This is a genomic window from Desulfitispora alkaliphila, assembly GCF_050433185.1.
Taxonomy (GTDB): Bacteria; Bacillota; Desulfitisporia; order Desulfitisporales; family Desulfitisporaceae; genus Desulfitispora; species Desulfitispora alkaliphila.
Genome location: NZ_JBNPXS010000005.1, coordinates 67913 through 87461, shown reverse-complemented (window position 1 = coordinate 87461; position 19549 = coordinate 67913). Strand labels below are relative to the sequence as shown.

Sequence of the window (19549 nt, the reverse complement as noted above, 5' to 3'; positions counted from 1 at the left end):
GATGACTTTAATGAACAAAAAGATAACAGCAGCATTGGTGGCACTAATAGTGGTTTCATTATTTGTATCTACATGGCAGATATTTCAGCGGCACCAAGTGGAGCATGCTAATCGAAATGTTGAATTAGCTGTAGAGTATGGAGAGATGATATTAGCAGTGGAGCGTCAAGGGCGAGGAGCCTATAACTTGAAGGAAGTTTTAGCCCACTTGGAAGAGAAAAAGCTTACCAGTATTCTCTTTAAAGAACAGACTTTTATGGATTTGCGCATGCTAGGCCAGCTTCAGTCATTTCAGGGTAATGAGCTGTTGTCAACATACAGGGGTGGGCGCAGTACTGGATGGATTACTCAGTTGGGAGCTGAAGATAAATTAAACCCGTGGCACTATTACTTTGAGATATATGAGAACAATACTTTTGACAGAGTGGTTAAGCACTTAGATTTAAAATCAGAGGGTTTAGTAGTCTACCAGGAACCTGAAGGGGATGCACCTGGAGTAGTATCAACTCCTTTGAGTGCCAATAATTTGCAAGAGTTGGGTTTGGGCTTTCCAGAGGAGGCTGTGGCGAAACTTTCAGAAGAATATAGAGTGTGGTTGCAGGTGCGCCATTGGCCTGGGGCTACTGGTGACCAAATAGATACTTTGTTTGAGGAAATATTTCAGTATCCATTGTCGGGTATACTGTTTAACGATTCCGATGTACCTGGATTTCCTGGAAACGTTAATTATTTGGCGCGGGCAGTGGCAGAGTTAGGTGTTCCCGTAGCTACAATTGAGTTTTTCGATCAAAAGGGAATGCCGTCTTTAGTGCGTTCGGTGGAAAAAGAAGCAGTTAGACTGCATACTATTTCCCAATCTGAGTTAAACACAATGACAGAGTCTAGGGCGATTCAGCGCTTTAATCTGGCTGTAACGGAGCGGAACAACCGCTTACTATTGCTGCGCACCTTTCCCAGCAGTGAAGGTGGCGAGCAGTGGCTTGAGAGAAATATGAACTACATGGAACAGTTAACTGAAACCCTGGAGAAATCCGGTTATGCAATTGGCCCTGTGGATACCTTTGGCAGCATTCCCTTTAGTAGGTTAATGCTATTGGTAATGTGTGCTGGACCCTTAGCTGGTGGTGCTCTATTGGTAGCTCGCTGGGGTCTTCCCAAAACTGGGGTAGCACTGGCGCTGTTGGGAGCGGGATTAGTATTATTATTAATTGCCACTGGGCGAATTGAGTTGACTAGGAAGTTGATGGCTCTAGCAGGTTCAATCGTTTATCCCACCCTGGGCATAACACTGTTCTTGCGCTCCCTGGGAGAGAGCAGCTTTGTTGCTACTGTAGTAACCTTTTTAAAGATTACTGCTGTTTCCCTATTAGGGGGAATTTTTACCGCAGCGTTGTTGGCAGACGTGGGCTATTTGGTTAAGATCGATCAATTTGCAGGGGTGAAGTTTGCCCATGTAATACCCCTTGCACTTCTTGGTAGCTATTACGGCTGGCGTGTATTTAAAGATGGGGGAGAAACCCCAGTGCAGTTTGCAATTAGAGTGTTTAAGCAGCCATTACTGGTTGGAATGGCAGCTATAGCTGTAATATTTGTAGGCATTCTTGCTGTGTATGTGGCTAGAACAGGCAATGAGGCTCGGGTAGTTTTTGATCTGGAGTTGCAGTTTAGAGCACTATTAGATCAGATACTGGGGGTTAGGCCCAGGACTAAGGAATTCTTTATCGGGCACCCAGCCTTGTTATTGGCAATATTTTTTGGCTTGAGGCACTGGATTGCAGTCCCTCTAATTCTCATGGGGGCTATAGGGCAAATTAGTGTGGTGAACACTTATGCTCACCTGCATACGCCCTTTGCCATATCACTTATTCGAACCTTTCACGGGGTTTGGATTGGGCTATTAGTAGGTGTAATACTATTAGTTGCAGTGAAGGTAATACTAGATATATACAGACGAGAGACAGCAGGTGGTGGTAACTAGTGAAGATAGTTCTGTCGGGATATTACGGTTTTGACAACGCTGGTGATGAGGCAGTGCTTTACAGTATTGTTGAAGCGCTGGGCCAGGAAGGTGAGTCAGAGTTAGAGATTGTGGTGTTATCCAATAACCCAGAGCAAACCGAAAAACTGTATCAGGTGCGATCTGTGAGCAGATGGGACTTGAAAAAGGTGGCCGCAGAAATAGGGAGTAGCTCTCTGTTGATTAGCGGTGGAGGTAGCTTGCTTCAGGATGTAACAGGACCCAAGAGTATTATATACTACCTGGGAGTAGTTGGGATAGCTGTTGCCAAGGGGGTTCCAACCTTTTTCTACAGTCAAGGAATTGGACCGGTTAGGGGTTCTTTGGGCAAGAGATTAATACCAATAGTGGCCAATAGAGTTAAACATGTTACTGTGCGCGATGAAAAATCAAAGGAACTATTGCAGACATTGGGTGTAAAAAAAACGCCCATAGATGTTACTGCAGACCCTGTGATGGGTGTGAATAGGGATAGAGTAGATTTAAGTGTAGGACAGAAAATATTTGCTCAGGCTGGGCTAGTACAAGACAAAATTACTGTTGGTCTAGCTCTGCGCCACTGGCAGGGATTTGAGCAGTTAACTAATCCTCTGGCCCAGTGGTGTGATCAAATGGTGGAACAGGGAGTCCAGGTGGTATTCATCCCCTTTCACACACCTGAGGATGGGGATGCCTGTGAGCAGATAGTGGAGCAGATGAGAGCAAAGAGTCCAGTTCTTCCAGGGGGGTATCAAGTTCAAGAGTATTTAAGTGTTGTGGCAAATCTAGACTTCATGGTAGGGATGAGACTGCATGCCCTTATTATGGCGGGGGCAATGAAGGTTCCTATGGCAGGGATATCCTATGATCCTAAAGTGGAGGCTTATTTAAACCAAGTGGAACAGCCGTTGGTAGCAGATTTGTTTGGCGGAGGAGATAACAGTGCAGTGGCACAGGGGCTGGCCAATGCCTATGAAAACCGAGAGGAGCTTCTGAAGAAACTTGCGATAAATGTACCTGTATTAAGGGATAGGGCTAGGCGTCCAGCTAAAATTGCTCTGGAATTATCAAAAAATAGTTGAGGGATTTGAAAAGAGCACATACTTAAAAATAAATAGCGATGCGAATAGTATATATAAACTTTGAGAAAGAGAAGGTGCTTAGCTGTGAAGAAAAAAATATTGGGAGTGATAATGGTTACCTTGATGTTAACAATGGGTTTTGCGATAGCTGGCATGGCCAGCGAAACAAAGGAACTTGCTCCTGGCGTTGAGTACAAGGTGAGGAGAGATTTAGCCAACTTGTCAGGTGAACGGTTGGCAGTACATATTATTACAGTGGACAGTTCAGTGCGAGACATAGAGGTTAAGCCAGTTAATGCTGGAAATAGGATAGGAGATACAGAAACTTTAAGCAGCATGGCGGGAAAATATGGTGCTGTGGCCGCTATTAACGGTGGCTTCTACGGCAATCAGCAGGGGCGCAGATTGCCCATCGGAAATTTATTGCTAGAAGGCCAGCTTCTCAGCCAATCCCATTACAACAGAACATCTATGGGTATTAGTGGAGCAAATGAAGTGATGTTTGGTTTTTTCAATCCAGTTACTAGAGTGATAATGCCAGGGGGAGAGCTGGTGGAGGTTACTGCGGTGAACACCTTTGGTGGAGAACGAGGGGTTTACTTTTACACTGGGGAATGGAATGGAACTGTCAGTGGTGGCGAAAGATTGAACTTGGTTTTAGAGCAGAGGGATGGCCAAAACTATAAGATTGCTCAGATTACTTCAGGGACTGTTACTGTTAAGCCTGGGCAAGCGGTATTGAGCTTTAGAGGAGAGCAGCGGGATTTAGGTAATAATCTTCATGTGGGAGCTCTTTTGCGAAAAGATGTGCAGTACAATGCAGATTTTTGGAGTCGAGCGGAGCACCTGCTTACAGCGGGCCCCCTATTAGTTGATAAAGGAGAGCCAGTTTTCCAAGCAATTGATGAGGGTTTTACGGGAAGTGTGCTACAGCCAAACCCAAGGTCTGCTATAGGTAAGACTGCGGACGGAAAGTTGTTAATGGTAGTAGCTGAAAGCCACAATGGTGGCAGCGGTAGAGTGGGGTTAACCTTGGAAGAGATGGCACTGCTAATGGCTCAACTGGGAGCAGTGGAGGCCATGGGCTTAGATAGCGGAGGATCATCTACATTGTGGGCAGGAGATAAGGTTGTAAACAGGGTTGCCAATTACCAGCGCTCTATCCCCAACGCTATCCTAGTGCTAGTGGGTCCAAAGCTATACATGAATGGGGAGCGCATATACCCAGATGTACCTCCAGTGATAAGCGAAGGTAGAACTTTGGTTCCTCTTAGGATAATGATGGAAGAGTTAGGAGCACAGGTTGACTGGGATGGAGCAACAAGAACGGTTACAGTTACCAGAGAAAATCAAAATATTAAATTACAGCTCAATAACAATAAAGCCCAAGTAGATGGGAAGGAATATGTGTTAGATGTGCCAGCCCAATTAGTAGATGGAAGAACCATGATACCCGTGAGATTTGTAACAGAAGCACTTAATGGGCAAGTTAATTGGAACGCTGAGCAACGAAAAATTGAGCTGTTTTTAAGGTAGCCTCTAAAATATTAAAGAAACGCGAGGAGGAAATAACATGTCCTTTTGGGATAGATTAAAATGGATATGGGGCATAGCAGCCCTTGTAATAATGGGTACTGGGATCTTTCCAAATGCGGTGTTGGGCTCTGAGGCCCAGGCCAGGATCGACTGGCAGTATCGGGATGGGGTAAGCGGTGCCCATCCTGGGCAAGTTCAAGTGTTGCCCAATAATAATATTTTATTTGTGTTAAACGGCTACCAAGAGGGAAAAGTGCTAGAAATAAATAGAGATGGCAAAGTTGAGTGGCGCCTAGAGGGGATTAATGCAAACAGTGCAGTTAGGCTGAATAACGGGAACACGTTAATTAGTGAAACAGCGACCCCAGGTAAGCCAGGGTACCAGCGGGTAGTAGAGGTTAACCCTGAGGGCAAGCAGGTTTGGGAGTATAGAATACCGGCAGCGGCACAAGGGATTCGGCACAGTGAGGAGACTGGAGATGGGAAAATCCTAATCACCACCAGGAATAAGGTTTTGTTGGTAAATAGAGCTGGTCAGATAGAACTAGAACTTAATGCAGATAAACTGGGAAGCAGTAACCAAGTGACCAAGCTTCCCACTTATGGATCTATAAACGGTGACACTGCTAAAGTGACTAATTTGGTATCAGCCACAGAGTTGCCAACTGGAAATATTCTCATTGTTGATCAGGGAGTTCGGACTGGCGGTAGAGTTTTAGAGGTAAGCCGCAGTGGCCAGTTAGTGCAAGAGTGGAAGGATTTAAGTCGTCCTAAAGCCGCTATGAGGCAAGAAGGGGGCAGAACAGCTATTTTGGATACAGGAGCTTATGCCCTGCTAATATATGATAAAAGCGGAAGAGTAGAGGACGTAATAAGTTATAGACAGGTTATTACTGAGCTACCGGTCTTGAACCAATGGGGTGTGACAATCACGACAGATAACCACTTTGTCATGGGGTTAAGTTATACCAACGGTCAATCTTTACTGGTAGAAATTAACGATAAAGTGCCCAAACTGATAGTAGATGGTAAGGAGTTTACCGGTACTGCTCCTTTTATGGCAGAGGGCCGTATGTTTGGACCTATGAGGGAATTGTTTAATAGCTTTGGCATTAACCTTCACTGGGATAACGGCTCCAACGAAATGGTAGCTGTATATGAGAACACAACGGTTAAATTCAAGAATGGAAGCAGTATAGCAGAGGTAAATGGAAGACAGGTAGATATAGGAGCTGAACCGAGAATGGTGGGGAATTTGACTTATGTACCCCTGCGAATATTTAACCAGTGCTTTGGCTTTAAGTTGGAGTGGGATGGAAAGACGAGAACTACAATTATTGAGAGGCCTTAGTGCCTCTTTACCTCTAAGGGGGATTGGAGTATAATACAATTTAGCTGATTAATTAACTGAAAGAAGGAATGGGAATGACCACCGGAGAGAAAATTGCCCGAGCTGCCGGAGCCGTAGTGATTATGAACCTTTTTAGTCGCCTACTAGGTTTTGGCAGGGAGATGGCAATTGCAGATAGATTTGGGGCTAGTGAAGCAGTTGATGCATACTTAGTAGCATATACAATCCCCTATTTTTTACAAGCAATTTTGGGTGCTGCGTTGGTTACAGCAGCAGTGCCTGTTTTTACAAAGTACATTGTTGACGACAATCGGGAAGAGGCATGGAAAGTGGCCAGTATCCTGATTAACATAACTGGAGTTTTATTGATAGCATTTACCTTGGTAGGGATTTTGGGGTCTACTCAGTTGGTAAAGCTTATGGCTCCCGGATTTAATCCTGAGACTACAGCTTTAGCATCGCACATGACTAAAATCATGTTTCCAGCAGTAATCTTTATGGGTGTAGGTATGTTGCTAACAGGTATTCTAAACGCCTTTCACTATTTTGCATTACCTGCTTTTGCCCCGGGATTTTCTAATTTGGTGATAATAGCTACTGTGGTGCTTTTGGGAGCACAGTATGGTATCGAAGGCTTAGCCGTGGGGACATTAGTTAGTATGTTGGGCTTTTTGATAATTCAGTACCCCCTATTGCGAAAGCTAAACTTCAAGTACACCTTTAGTTTTGATTATAAGCATCCAGCAGTAAAAAAAGTTGGATATACAATTATGCCCATAGTGATTGGGGTAGCTGTAAATCAAGTTTACTTCGCTATAAACCGGATTTTTGCCTCTGGTTTAGTAGAGGGCAGTATATCTGCTCTTAACTATTCACAGCGGTTGATGCAGTTGCCTTTAGGGATATTTGTTGTTGCAGTATCTACTGCCATATTTCCTGCACTGGCAGCCCAAGCAATTAAAAACCAACGGTTTGAGTTAGGACAGACGCTAATTAGGGGACTGAGATTAGTTACTTTAGTATCTATTCCAGCGGCAGTGGGCCTGATAGTTTTAGCAGAACCAACGGTAAAGCTGCTCTTTGAGCGGGGTGCCTTTGATCATCGAGCTACAGTGATGACTGCTCAAGCACTTATATTTTACTCTATAGGCATGTTTGCCCAGGGAGCTAACTTGGTGATAACTAGGGCATATTATGCTTTGGATGATGTAAAAACCCCGGTAATAATGAGTTTAATCTCAGTGGCTGTGAATATAGCCTTGAGTTTTGCCCTGATTGGGTCCATGGCCCATGCGGGTTTGGCACTGGCAAATTCAGTGGCGGCCACAGTAAACACTGTGCTGCTGTACCTATACTTGCGCAAGCACTTGGAGGCGATTCCCCACAAGAGATTGGCATTGTCTTTTGCTAAGGTTTCACTGGCGTCTGCTATAATGGCGTACCTCACAATAAAGGCCTTTGAGATTATTCCAGGACATTTAGTGTTGCAGGTAGGGGGAGCTATTGGAGTAGGGGTAGCAGTTTTTGGTGGAACTGTGTTGTTGCTGAAGGAAGAAGAGGTCCTTAGAATTGTGGAACAAATAAAAAACAAGATATTACCAAAGTAAATGAGTCTAAATTAGCAGGAGAAAGCGTACAAATGTAGAATATTAATTTCTTTGAGTATGATTTTATACTAGAGAGAAGGTGTTGTAAAAATAATGTTTGATGTGAACCAGATAAGACAGATTTTACCTCATAACTACCCCTTTCTGCTTGTAGATAGAATTTTAGAAGTGAAAGAAGGCAAAGGTGCTGTGGGGATTAAAAATGTGACAATAAATGAAAATTTCTTTCAAGGGCACTTTCCCGATTATCCTGTCATGCCAGGAGTACTAATTGTGGAGGCTATGGCTCAAGTTGGAGCTGTAGCATTATTGAAGAAGCCAGAATTTGCAGGGAAGATAGCTTTTTTCACGGGAATAGACAAGGTTAGATTTAGACGTCAAGTTGTACCAGGTGATCAATTGAGAATTGAAGTAGAGCTCACCCAGCTCAGAGGGAACATTGGCAAGAGTCAGGCCAAAGCATTTGTAGATGGGGAATTGGCCTGTGAAGGGCAGCTGATGTTTGCCATTCAAAAGTAGTAAATTACACCGGAGGGGGAGTATTTAGGAGATGGAGAAGGCATTTTTAGCCATGATGCTAGCATTTATTGTGGCATTAGTACTGACGCCAGTAGTTAAGTCACTAGCTTTTAGAGTGGGAGCAGTAGACAATCCTGAACAGCGAAAAGTACATAAGAAGATTATGCCCAGAATGGGTGGGTTGGCTATTTATCTAGGATTTATAGGAGCGGTGTTGACTACTCAGCCTCTGACTAATCAGATTATAGGCTTGTTATTAGGTGGTACTATTATTGTTGTAATAGGTATAGCTGATGATATTGTGGGTTTGCAGCCAAAGGTTAAACTTTTGGGCCAGATTGTGGCAGCATCAGTACTTGTTCTGTTTGGAATTGGCGTAGAGTTTGTGACAAACCCTTTTGACGGAATGATATCCCTGGGTATTCTTAGTATACCTTTTACAATTCTTTGGATAGTAGGGGTGACCAATGCGGTCAACCTAATTGATGGATTAGATGGTTTAGCTGGGGGAGTAACAGCTATCGCAGCAACTACATTAGCAGTAGTGGCTTGGACAGAAGGACAGACGCTCTATGCTACTTGTGCCCTAATTCTCGCTGCTAGTACTATGGGATTTTTAAAGTACAACTTTTATCCTGCTAAAATCTTTATGGGAGATACCGGCTCCATGTTTTTGGGTTTCAACTTAGCCACTTTGGCTGTGTTAGGTTTGGGAAAAGGGGCTACTGTAATATCTCTATTTATCCCAATCGTGATTTTAGGGATACCCATTTTGGATACGGCATTTGCCATTGTTAGAAGATACATGAAAAATCAACCTATTTTTAAAGCAGATAAAGAACACTTACATCACTGTCTTTTAGCTGTGGGATTAAGTCATAAGCAGACGGTGCTGGTGATTTACGGATTGAATTCAATTTTAGGTGCTAGTGCAGTGATGCTTACCATGCTGACCACAGCGCAGGCTGTGATGATACTGTTAATACTGTTTACGGGAATAGTCTTAGGAGCAGAAAAAATCGGAGTTGTTGGTACTAGGGCTATTGAAAGTACTGGCAAAACTTACGTAAGTGGTAAGTGAGGTGTATTAAAGGATGAAGCGAAAACAGATTTTTATAGTTAGTTTGGCTTTAGTGGCAGCGCTTATATCGGGAATTTTTGTAGGGGTTCAGGTAGAGGCCTTTTCTAATACTCCGGGTACTGAGAGCGATCCTCTAGTGTCTAAAAGTTACTTAGATCAGCAACTGGAGGAACGGGTACAAGAACTAGAAGAGGAACTAGCTCGCGTTCAGGCTAGAGCAAATGAGTTAGAACGAATATTAGGGCAGTAATGTCAAGGGGCGGTTCTCCTGACAACTTTTAAAAGGGTTGTCAGGAGAACCGCCCCTTCACTCTTTGCAGGAAAAATAAAACAATAATCGAATAAATAAAAAGGGAACCATAGATTTTTCACAGTTTTTTAGGCAGAAGGGTGTGAGCTGATGTTAAATAAGCTAATCAAGAGAAGATTTAATAAGTTAGCACACCGTTTTATGATTTATTTAACCATAGCAATTGTGGTAATCATGTCTGTCAATTTGATTTGGAATATACAGCATCAGCGTCAGCAGGCCATTAATGATTTGACTGAAAAATCCCAAATAATGGCTACGCAATTCGAGGCTATGCGGGCTTTTATCGCTCAGAAGCAAGATGTTATAAACTATGATTCACATGGCAACTTTGAGTTTAAACAATTAAACCCTGCGGCAGTAGGCAAAGGAGTAGGTGATATTTTTTCTAATTGGACCGAATATAACATAAAGCAGACAAAACTTGAGGTTCGCAATCAGGAAAACAAACCGGATTCTACAGAGCGAGAAATGATCAAAAAGCTTCAGAAAGATAGTTCTCTGAAAGAGGTATGGCAGCAGGATGAACTGGAGGGCAAGCGCTACTTTCGCTATATGTATCCACTTTACATGGAGGAATGGTGCCTTCAGTGTCATGGTGAGCCAGCTGGAGAGTTGGATATTGCAGGGTATCCTAAAGAGGGCTACGGTTTAGGTGATTTTGCAGGGGCAATAAGTATTACAATTCCAATGGATAGCTTTTACCAAAAGCAACGCAGCAATAATATTAACTACATAGCTCTGATGCTTATCGTAGTTGTTTCTACTATTTTAGTCACATTTTTATTAATGCGCACTTTAGTAACCAATCCTTTAAACCAGCTAAGCAGAATGACTAAGTCCATGGGAAGAGGGAATTTAGATGTAGATCTGAGTAAATTTGAGGGGTGCGGGGAAATAAGGTCTCTAGCCCATGACTTTGATGGTATGGCGATTAAACTTAAAGAAATGTACCAGGTTTTAGAGCAGAGAGTAGAGGAAAGAACGAAACAACTAAAGCGTTCAAATCAACTCCAATCTGAATTTTTGGCAAACATGAGTCATGAATTGCGAACACCCCTGACAGCTATTATTGCTTTTACTGAATTGATGCTTGAGCGAGCTGAAGAAAAAGGAGACTGGGTACAAGCAGAGAACTTAAGGGATATGCAAGAGTGTGGACAACGGTTATTGGACATGATTAATGATCTTTTAGATATGGCAAAAATTGAGGCGGGTCAGATGAAGGTAGAGCTCATCAGCACAGACCTAACAGAAGTAGTTAACTTTTCTCAAAAAACTCTTATGCCTCTTGCGAAAGTAAAGAATATTTCCCTAATAAACAACGTAAGTTACAAAATTCCACTTGTTAAGGCTGACCCTGAAAGATTGCTTCAAATAATGCTAAATCTGATGGGGAATGCTTTGAAATTTACTCCTGCAGGAGGAACTGTTACAGTTAACGCCGATGTAATGGGTGACCAAATAGTTGTATCAGTTCTAGATACGGGAATAGGATTAAATAAATACAATGAAGAAATCGTATTTGATAAATTTAAGCAGGTGGAGTCACCTGGTGAAGTAAAGCAAGGAGGGGCAGGTTTAGGCCTAGCTCTTGCCAAAAAGCTTGTGGAACTTCATGGCGGTGAAATTTGGGTGAATTCTGAAAAAGACGAGGGCAGTGCTTTTAGATTTAGTCTATTTATTTACAATCACAGCGGAAAGGATGAAGAGCTTGAGTGAGGGTAAAAAAATACTAATAGTGGACGATGAACCGAAAATAATCAAAGTTATAGAGCAGACGCTAATAACTCAAGGTTATCAAGTGATAAAAGCAGAAGATGGGGAAAAGGCTTTAGAACAAATAGAACTAGAACAACCTGATTTAATGGTGTTAGACTTAATGCTGCCTAAGCTAGATGGCTATGAAGTTTGTCGTATGGCTAGGAAAAAATATTCAATTCCTATAATAATGCTTACAGCAAAAGCAGATTTAGTGGATAAGGCAGTGGGGTTTAATATGGGAGTAGATGACTATGTGACTAAACCTTTTAGCCCTTCTGAGCTTGCTTTACGCATTAAAGCGGTGCTACGCCGCGTAAATGAAGCTCAAATTTTTAATAAGAATGAAGAGGATACGAAACTAATTTTGGGTGAAGTTAGTATAGATTACAGCACTCGTTTAGTTACAGTTAGGGGCAATGAAGTCACGCTCACAGCTAAGGAGTTCGAATTATTGGGACTACTTATGAAGAATAAAAATCAGGTATTTACTCGAGAACAGTTACTGCAGAAGATATGGGATAGTGATTATGTGGGCGATATAAATACGGTCACTGTGTTAATTAGACGCATTAGAGAGAAGATAGAGCTAGATCCGGCAAATCCCAAGTATGTAATCACCGTTTGGGGGGTTGGATACAAATTCTCCAACTCTTGACAGCATAAGCTTCACTGGGGTATAATTCTAAACAAGAAAATATTGTAAAAGCATTTAGGTGCCTACATTAAGTGTAGGAGAATAGGGAATGGAGTGCAATTCTCCAGCGGTCCCGCCACTGTAACTGGAGAGCTTCTGAGCAATTATGCCACTGCAAGTTAATCTTGCGGGAAGGTGCCAAGGAGCGTTTGATCTGGAAGTCAGGAGACCTGCCTAAAGTGCGCTAGTGACATCTGCGGGAGACAGGTGTTGTACTGCAGGGTAATGGAAACATCCTCAGCTCATTTTGAGCTGGGGTTTTTTATTTCAAAAAAATAAAAAGGGGGATGATTGTAATGAGTTTACTAAGGGAAACTGTTTCAAAAATTGGGGAGCTTGACCGAGATGCAATGGAGAAATGTAAAGAGCGATTAGATAGTCTGACCAAGCCACCTGGGAGCTTAGGTGTACTGGAAGATTTAGCAATTAAGCTGGCGGGGATAAGGGAACAGGTATTAAATCAAGTAGACAAGCGCTCTGTCTTAGTAATGGCTGGTGATCATGGGGTTGTGGCAGAAGGCGTAAGTGCATTTCCCCAGGAAGTAACCCCTCAGATGGTGTTAAACTTCCTAAATGGTGGAGCAGCCATTAATGTTTTGTCTCACCACGCAGGAGCTAACGTAAAAGTTGCAGATATTGGGGTGGCAAGTGATATGAATTATCCCCAGCTTATTAACAAAAAAGTCAGAAGGGGAACTGACAACATGGCTAAGGGTCCTGCTATGACCAGAGATGAAGCTATCAAAGCGATTGAGGCGGGTATAGAGATAGCAGAAGCAGAAATTAAAGCAGGGGTAAATCTACTGGCTACAGGTGAAATGGGGATTGGCAATACAACTGCTAGTAGTGCAATTTTAGTTGGATCTGGACTGGAACTAGATGTGGTAGTGGGGAGGGGAACAGGACTGAATGATGAAGGACTTGAGCGCAAACGCCAAGCAATAAAGCGGGCTATTGAAATAAATCAACCAGATCCCCAAGACGGTTTAGATATACTACATAAAGTGGGCGGGTTGGAAATAGGTGCTATTATTGGTGTGATTTTGGCAGCGGCAGCCAATCGAATACCAGTGATAATTGATGGATTTATTGCTGGAGCTGCAGCGGTGATAGCGGCAAGAATAGAGCCTAAGAGTCTAGATTATATAATTCCCTCTCATAGCTCCGCAGAGCCTGGACACGCTAGGGCATTAAACTCCCTAGGGTTACGACCTTACTTGGAGTTAGATATGCGCTTAGGAGAGGGCACAGGGGCAGTATTGGCAATGCATTTAGTTGAGGCAAGCTGCAAAATTGTTAGTGAAATGGCTACCTTTGCAGACGCAGGAGTATCAAGAGCCTAGTTAAGAATAATGTGCATATTTTTTTGCTGGTCTAATAAATATTTATTGGACCAGCTTTTTTATTGGTTACATCACGTTCAGGAGGTATGAGAAGTGAAAATAAAGCCAAAGGCCCTAAAGCCCGGGGATACAGTAAGTTTAGTAGCGCCAGCTAGTTATGCCAATAGCCCAAGCGCTATCTACTTTTGTAAAGCTGCCTTAGAAGATCTGGGGTATAGAGTAATAGAAGGAAAATCTTTAAATAAGAGATGGGGTTATCTGGCAGGTACTGATGAAGAACGCTTAAACGACTTAATGGATGCCTTTCAAAACCCAAATATCAATGGAATATTTTGTCTCAGAGGTGGATACGGTAGTATGAGGCTGCTATCCATGCTAGATTATAATTTAATAAAAGCAAACCCTAAAGTTTTTGTGGGGTTTAGCGATATAACTGCAATGCAGCTAGCCATTTACAGGGAAACAGGGCTAGTCACTTTTCATGGACCAGTAGTTAATTCATTAGTGAGAAATAAAGAGGCGGGTACCTATAGCGTAGAAAATCTACATAGAGCAACCACAAGTAGCAAACCCCTGGGTAAGATTAAGAACCCCGAGAAAGGACACTATGTAGTAGCGTTAAATGGCGGGGTTGCATCAGGAGATCTTGTGGGTGGGAATTTATCATTAATCTGCGCCACTTTGGGAACTCCCTATGAAATAGATACTACTAATAAAATACTATTTTTAGAAGAGGTGGGGGAAGAGCCATATAGAATTGATCGCATGCTCACCCAGCTAGAGCTAGCAGGAAAGCTAAAGGATATAGCGGGTTTAATTGTTGGAGAATCTGTAAACTGTCGTCCGCGAGAATATATGCCTAGCTTTAGTTCTACCTTTAATATAGAAGAAATCTTAGTCCAGAAAGTAGAAAAGCTCAATGTTCCCGCAATCTATGGAATGACCATAGGACACGGGAAACATCAAGCTACTCTTCCGCTGGGAGTCAAAGCAACTCTCGATGCGGATCAAGGGCATCTACTCATAAGGGAAAGTGCTGTAGTCAACAGCTATTAGCGTCCAGCTGTTGCTGACTTTCGCTTTGGCTCTACGTGTTCTTCATGAATTTTCTTTGTGTTAGTAGGTTTGCGCCACTGGGGTTTCATATACAGTGAGTCCTTTGGACAAATCTCTACGCACGATCCACAGAGTATGCAGTTATAGGGATTTATTTTCCATGAGCTATTTGCTTTATCTACTTCAATGCATCCAGTAGGGCATTTGCGCTGGCATATGCCACAGAGAATGCACGTATCGGCTATTATCTCTAATTCTCCCCGTACATCTGGAAATTGCTCTCTCTGCTCAAAAGGATAGAGACGAGTAGCAGGGGGGGAAAAAGTATTTTTTAATATTTGCCCTAACATTTTAAACAACCTGATCACCTCGCTTTACTGTATTCGATTATCTTTCAACACAGCTCACACATGGGTCTATAGTCAAGATAATTACGGGTACATCTGCCAATTCGCAACCTGGTAGCATTGCCAATAAGCTAGGAACATTGGCAAAGGTCGGTGTTCTAACGTGAATTCTATCTAAGTGCTTAGTACCATTACCTTTTACGTAAGTAACTAGCTCACCTCGAGGCTGCTCTACTCTTACTAGTGCTTCGCCTGCAGGAGGGTTACCTTTTACTTTAACATTGATTTCGCCTTCAGGCATTTTTGTTAAAGCTTGTCGTGTCAAGTTAATAGCTAAGAACACTTCCTTTAAGCGAACAGCCATTCGTGTATAGCAATCACCGTCGTTCATAACAATAGGCTCCCAGTCTAATTCATTGTAAGCGGCATATCCAAGTGTACGACAGTCTTGCTTGATCCCTGATGCTCTCATCGTAGGTCCTACAACTGCGTACTGGTGAGCCACTTCTTTAGTCAATACACCAAGTCCTACAGTTCGCTGTTTTACTGTGTAATCGTCTAGGAATACCTTTTCTATATATTTAAGCTCTTTTTCTACTTCGTCTAATTGCCCTAATATCCACTTAGTCTGCTCAGCAGAGATATCTCTTCTGACACCTCCAGGAATACTAGTAGAAATAATTACTCGAGCTCCAGCAGTAGCTTCAAGAATGTCCATTATTTTCTCTCTGATTCTCCATGTCTGCATAAACAAGCTCTCAAAACCGAACGCTTCAACCATCAAACCTAGCCACAGCAGGTGACTGTGAGTTCTGTGAAGCTCTCCCCATACAACTCGTAGGTAATTGGCCCTTTCGGGAACTTCTATATCCATTAAGGATTCTATACCCAGAGATAGGGTCATACCGTGTTGGAAGCTACAAATACCACAGATGCGCTCAACAACGTAAATCATTTGATTGAAGTCTTTTTTGTCTACTAGCCCCTCTAAGCCCCTGTGAACATATCCAAGGTTGGGGACAGCTTCAACAACTTTTTCGTCTTCCAGTACCAGCTTTAGCTGAATCGGTTCAGGTAAAACTGGGTGCTGAGGACCAAAGGGCAGGTTAATTTTTTTTGCTGCCATTATTCACTCACCTTCTTTGCTGCCTTTTTTTCTGCCAATTGAATATTCATGTTGCTAACTGCTTGTGGTGCAGAAATATCTTCTATAGTCATCAATTTTTGATGGTAATCTAGTACCAAATCACTAAAAGTTACGCCAAATAAGTCTTGAATCTCGTTTTCAATTAATAGAGCGGAAATGAATAGGGAGCTGATACTTGGGATTTTCTCATCTTTTGCTATAGAAGTTCTATAGCTTTTCACTTCTAGGTCCTTGTCATAGTTGTAAATCAACTCAACTTTATCGTCTAAATTGTTGCAGGTTATTATTATAAACCGATAACCCTGCTTTTCCATCTCTTTTGCAGTTGGTACTATTTCAGATGGCGTAATTTCTGTTACCTTATCTAATTTAAACAATTTTTTCACCTCGCCTGTTAGGATGCAGATTGGACTTTCTTATTGTATTTTTCTATTCCTAAAACAACTCCATCAATAATTGCCTCTGGTTTTGCCGCGCAACCAGGCACATAAACGTCTACAGGTACAACTTTGTCCGCACCGCCAACCACATTGTAGCAGTCTTTGAATATGCCACCAGAACAGCCACAGGCTCCTATTGCAATTACTACTTTGGGTTCTGGCATTTGCTCGTAGATGTTTCTTAATACCCGCTCGTTACGATGGTTAACAGTACCTGTAACTAGCAGTATATCTGCATGCTTCGGGTTACCCACGTTGACTACTCCAAAGCGCTCCACGTCGTAAACTGGAGTCAAGCAAGCCAATGTTTCAATATCGCAACCGTTACAAGCACCGCAGTTACAGTGGATTATCCATGGAGACTTGGATCTGGCCTTTGTCACTAAATCCATTTTAGTTCAACTCCTTATCGAATTATATATACGTAGATTAAATTGATCGTCCCTAATCCCATTCCAAAAACCCAAGTGGATCTGAGCATCCAACGCCAGGTTAGGCGGGAAGTTGTATTGTCTATAAGTAACTCTAGAATAAAAGCAACCATGATTAAGGCCACTGCTAAGATCCAGTTATTTGCCCAGAACAAGCCGATCATTCCCAATACCAACAGTAGTTCGTACCAGTGGGCAATTTCCAGGATACCTAGGTAAACACCTGAATACTCAGTTGTAACACCCCTAACTACTTCTTGGTGAGCGTGATGGGAAGTAGAAATATCAAATGGTGATTTTCTCATTTTAATTGTCAATACATAAGTTAAGGCTATGAATAAAAGAGGCAGTGTAAACAACAGGGGAGAGTTGTTAGCCGCTTGAAAGGCCACAATCTCATCAACCTTAAAACTTCCTGTAACTAAAAACAGTGTTACTGCCGTAAGTATTAGTATAGGCTCATAGGCCAAAATTTGCATAAGCTCTCTGTGAGCTCCAATTTGTGAGTAAGGAGACTTAACAGAAAGGGCTCCTAAGACTAGAGCTCCAGCTCCTACAGCTAGAACAAAGATAATTAACAATAAGTCTCCGCCTAGTGCAAAAAGAGCTAAGGCAGTGGCTGCAAAGACCAGGTAAACTATAGCGTAGAAAACCTGAAGTTTGTTAACAATCATCTTATCCTTGTTAAATAGTTTAATTACGTCATACAAAGGCTGAAGTAGTGGTGGACCCACTCGTCCTTGCATTCTTGCGGTTATAATTCTATCTATCCCGTTAATAAACACTCCCAACATGGGAGCTAAAACTAAAACTCCAAGTACAATCAATACTTCCCTCATATTAACACCACCCCGAATAATACTATGAGAATGACTAGTGAAAGTGCATTTGAACCGGTGGTGAGTTTATTTTCACCAAAAATTGGATCTAAGTAGTAATGGCTTGTCTCGTATTCGCACCACTCATCGCCGGCTACTCTAAATTTAGAAGCGGACTTATCATCGACTTCTCCAATTTCGCCACACATGTAAACTGATGAAACTGTAGCTGTATTTGTCTTAGTTAAGGCATACCCTCCGAAGATGAACACAGCTAGTACCACTCCGAATAGAGGCCAGACGGCATAACTACCGAATACTGTTGCTGTTTCAGCACCAATAAACTGAATATTTCCTGCAGTAGTTGCAATAACACTGTGGTTTGTTCCGTAGAAAGCTACTACAACAGGAGCTACCATAACTTCGTAGAACTTAGCAACGACAACTGAAAGCACTACAGCACTTCCTGCTAAAAATACTAATGGATATTTTATCAGTGGATGTTGATCTTCCTTTACTTTTGCAGCAGCAGAAGAAGTACTCATAATACTTCCAGCCCAACGCAACCAGAAAACCATAGTTAGGGCACTTCCAAAGACTAATAAAATCATTACTAGAGGTAAATTTGGTGCAGCCTCTAGCGTTGCCCATTTACCTAAGAGCATCCCAAAGGGTGGTAAGAACATAGTCAACATTCCGATTAAAGCAATTGTAGCTGTAAATGGCATTTTTTGATAAAGACCATGCATGTTGTCAATATCCTTGCTGCCAATGCCGTGTTCAACAGTTCCCACACATAAGAATAATAGCGCCTTTGAAATAGCGTGGAACACAATTAAGATTATAGCAGCTGCATAGGCTACAGGAGTATTAATACCTGCTGCTACAATAATCAGACCTAAGTTTGCGATGGTAGAATAAGCCAGGATCTTTTTACCATTGCTCTGGCTGATACATAGAGCCGAAGCCATTACAAAAGTGAAAGCTCCTACTAGAGCAACCATATCACTAAGTAAAGTTCCTGCAAATGCTGGAGCCAATCTAACGATGATATACACACCTGCTTTAACCATGGTACTTGAGTGAAGCATTGCTGATACGGGTGTAGGTGCAACCATGGCTCCTAGTAACCAACTTTGGAATGGCATTTGAGCAGACTTGGTAAAACCAGCAAAACAGAAGAGCGCTAAAGGCAACATTAAGCCGGCTAGTAATAAGTCTCCGCTCAAGATAGCCTGAATAGAGGTAGTTTCGGTGTTAATGAAGAGTGTCACCAGACCCAGACCAAGTGCTACCCCACCTAGTGAATTGAGGAGCAGAGCTCTGGTAGCATTTTTTATTGCCAACTGAGTTCCGTCGTGACTTATCAACAAGAATGAACAGAGAGTTGTTAACTCCCAGGCCAAAATAAGTAAAATCAGGTCATTAGCCAGTACTAATGCATTCATGGCTCCTAAAAAGAGAAGTAAAATGGCAAAAAATCGCGGTTGCTTGCTCTCTTTTAGATCTTGATGCTTTTCGTGTTCTGCCATGTAAGGGATGGCAAACAAGGTAATAAGAGAACCTATAACCGAGATTATCAGAACCATAATAATTGCAAGCTGATCCACAAAAATAAGTGGTGTATTGCCTGCAGCGGTAGACTGATGGAGCAGTCCGAAATCAAAATAAGATATCAGAGCAATTTGCGCCACAGTAAGAGCACCGATTATTAAACTCTTTAGGCGTATAGCTATGTACAAAAGAATAAATAAGATAATAAAATCAAGAACGGTAATAACACTTGCCCATGGTCCTGTGGGTGTGTAGTCAGCTATAGGCCCCATAAGCAATAGTTTAATTGCAGCAACTGTCAATAAACCGGCAGTTACTAAAACGACACCATTTCGAAATGCCGTATTTCTGACCGTAAAAACTGCTAGGCCAGCTGCGATGGGTAGTAAAATGAGAACTGCTAGCATCCAATCGAGCACAACTTATCCCTCCAATTTCCAATTTAAGTATACTACTAAGAAGATATAATAGTA

At 42.3% G+C, this 19549-nt stretch carries 18 protein-coding genes and 1 riboswitch; of the genes, 12 read left to right on the top strand and 6 right to left on the bottom strand.

Annotated features, from left to right (window positions below):
* Positions 1–10: 10 nt before the first annotated feature.
* The 12 genes from GGQ84_RS03365 (at position 11) to GGQ84_RS03310 (ending at position 14339) form a co-directional block, all read left to right on the top strand.
* Positions 11–1978, top strand: a complete 1968-nt coding sequence (locus GGQ84_RS03365) for a DUF5693 family protein (protein ID WP_429159159.1) — start codon at positions 11–13, stop codon at positions 1976–1978.
* Positions 1978–3078 carry a polysaccharide pyruvyl transferase CsaB gene (gene csaB, locus GGQ84_RS03360; protein ID WP_429159157.1) on the top strand — a complete coding sequence of 367 codons (1101 nt, stop codon included), beginning with the start codon at positions 1978–1980 and terminating at the stop codon, positions 3076–3078. Before GGQ84_RS03365 ends, csaB begins: the two co-directional genes overlap by 1 nt.
* Positions 3079–3162: 84 nt before the next feature.
* Entirely contained in the window at positions 3163–4614 is a 1452-nt protein-coding gene (locus GGQ84_RS03355) for a stalk domain-containing protein (protein ID WP_429159155.1), read from the top strand.
* Between the two features lie 37 nt (positions 4615–4651).
* Complete coding sequence (locus GGQ84_RS03350) at positions 4652–5965, top strand: copper amine oxidase N-terminal domain-containing protein (protein WP_429159152.1); 1314 nt, start codon at positions 4652–4654, stop codon at positions 5963–5965.
* A 74-nt stretch (positions 5966–6039) separates the two neighbouring features.
* Complete coding sequence (gene murJ, locus GGQ84_RS03345; protein ID WP_429159150.1) at positions 6040–7572, top strand: murein biosynthesis integral membrane protein MurJ; 1533 nt, start codon at positions 6040–6042, stop codon at positions 7570–7572.
* Positions 7573–7665: 93 nt separating this feature from the next.
* The gene (gene fabZ, locus GGQ84_RS03340; RefSeq protein ID WP_429159147.1) at positions 7666–8091 is read left to right on the top strand and encodes a 3-hydroxyacyl-ACP dehydratase FabZ; all 426 of its coding nucleotides are present in this window, start codon (positions 7666–7668) and stop codon (positions 8089–8091) included.
* Between the two features lie 31 nt (positions 8092–8122).
* A complete protein-coding gene (locus GGQ84_RS03335; protein ID WP_429159145.1) occupies positions 8123–9172 on the top strand; it encodes a glycosyltransferase family 4 protein in 1050 nt (349 codons plus the stop codon).
* Positions 9173–9185: 13 nt separating this feature from the next.
* Complete coding sequence (locus GGQ84_RS03330) at positions 9186–9422, top strand: hypothetical protein (RefSeq protein WP_429159142.1); 237 nt, start codon at positions 9186–9188, stop codon at positions 9420–9422.
* 150 nt (positions 9423–9572) lie between these two features.
* Positions 9573–11204: an ATP-binding protein gene (locus GGQ84_RS03325; protein ID WP_429159139.1), complete on the top strand. Its 1632-nt coding sequence runs from the start codon at positions 9573–9575 to the stop codon at positions 11202–11204.
* Positions 11197–11901 carry a response regulator gene (locus GGQ84_RS03320; protein ID WP_429159137.1) on the top strand — a complete coding sequence of 235 codons (705 nt, stop codon included), beginning with the start codon at positions 11197–11199 and terminating at the stop codon, positions 11899–11901. The genes GGQ84_RS03325 and GGQ84_RS03320 overlap by 8 nt, the downstream gene beginning before the upstream one ends.
* Before the next feature lie 40 nt (positions 11902–11941).
* A riboswitch (cobalamin riboswitch) is annotated at positions 11942–12132 on the top strand.
* 104 nt (positions 12133–12236) lie between these two features.
* On the top strand, positions 12237–13283 hold the full coding sequence (cobT, locus tag GGQ84_RS03315; protein WP_429159135.1) for a nicotinate-nucleotide--dimethylbenzimidazole phosphoribosyltransferase: 1047 nt from the start codon (positions 12237–12239) through the stop codon (positions 13281–13283).
* 93 nt (positions 13284–13376) lie between these two features.
* Positions 13377–14339 (top strand): S66 peptidase family protein, encoded by a 963-nt coding sequence (locus GGQ84_RS03310; protein WP_429159133.1) that lies wholly within the window; start codon positions 13377–13379, stop codon positions 14337–14339.
* Here GGQ84_RS03310 and GGQ84_RS03305 read toward each other — a convergent pair.
* Genes GGQ84_RS03305 through GGQ84_RS03280 form a run of 6 tightly spaced genes read right to left on the bottom strand, consistent with a single transcriptional unit; the run spans position 14336 to position 19495 of the window.
* Positions 14336–14689 carry a 4Fe-4S dicluster domain-containing protein gene (locus GGQ84_RS03305; RefSeq protein WP_429159186.1) on the bottom strand — a complete coding sequence of 118 codons (354 nt, stop codon included), beginning with the start codon at positions 14687–14689 and terminating at the stop codon, positions 14336–14338. The two genes, GGQ84_RS03310 and GGQ84_RS03305, sit on opposite strands and share 4 nt — an antisense overlap.
* Positions 14690–14726: 37 nt before the next feature.
* Complete coding sequence (locus GGQ84_RS03300) at positions 14727–15812, bottom strand: hydrogenase large subunit (protein ID WP_429159130.1); 1086 nt, start codon at positions 15810–15812, stop codon at positions 14727–14729.
* A complete protein-coding gene (locus GGQ84_RS03295) occupies positions 15812–16210 on the bottom strand; it encodes an NADH-quinone oxidoreductase subunit C (protein ID WP_429159127.1) in 399 nt (132 codons plus the stop codon). Before GGQ84_RS03295 ends, GGQ84_RS03300 begins: the two co-directional genes overlap by 1 nt.
* A 17-nt stretch (positions 16211–16227) precedes the next feature.
* Positions 16228–16665, bottom strand: coding sequence for an NADH-quinone oxidoreductase subunit B family protein (locus tag GGQ84_RS03290; RefSeq protein ID WP_429159124.1), 438 nt, complete (start codon positions 16663–16665; stop codon positions 16228–16230).
* A gap of 14 nt (positions 16666–16679) precedes the next feature.
* Positions 16680–17543: a respiratory chain complex I subunit 1 family protein gene (locus tag GGQ84_RS03285; RefSeq protein WP_429159121.1), complete on the bottom strand. Its 864-nt coding sequence runs from the start codon at positions 17541–17543 to the stop codon at positions 16680–16682.
* Positions 17540–19495, bottom strand: coding sequence for an NADH-quinone oxidoreductase subunit 5 family protein (locus GGQ84_RS03280; RefSeq protein ID WP_429159119.1), 1956 nt, complete (start codon positions 19493–19495; stop codon positions 17540–17542). Before GGQ84_RS03280 ends, GGQ84_RS03285 begins: the two co-directional genes overlap by 4 nt.
* Between the last annotated feature and the right edge of the window lie 54 nt (positions 19496–19549).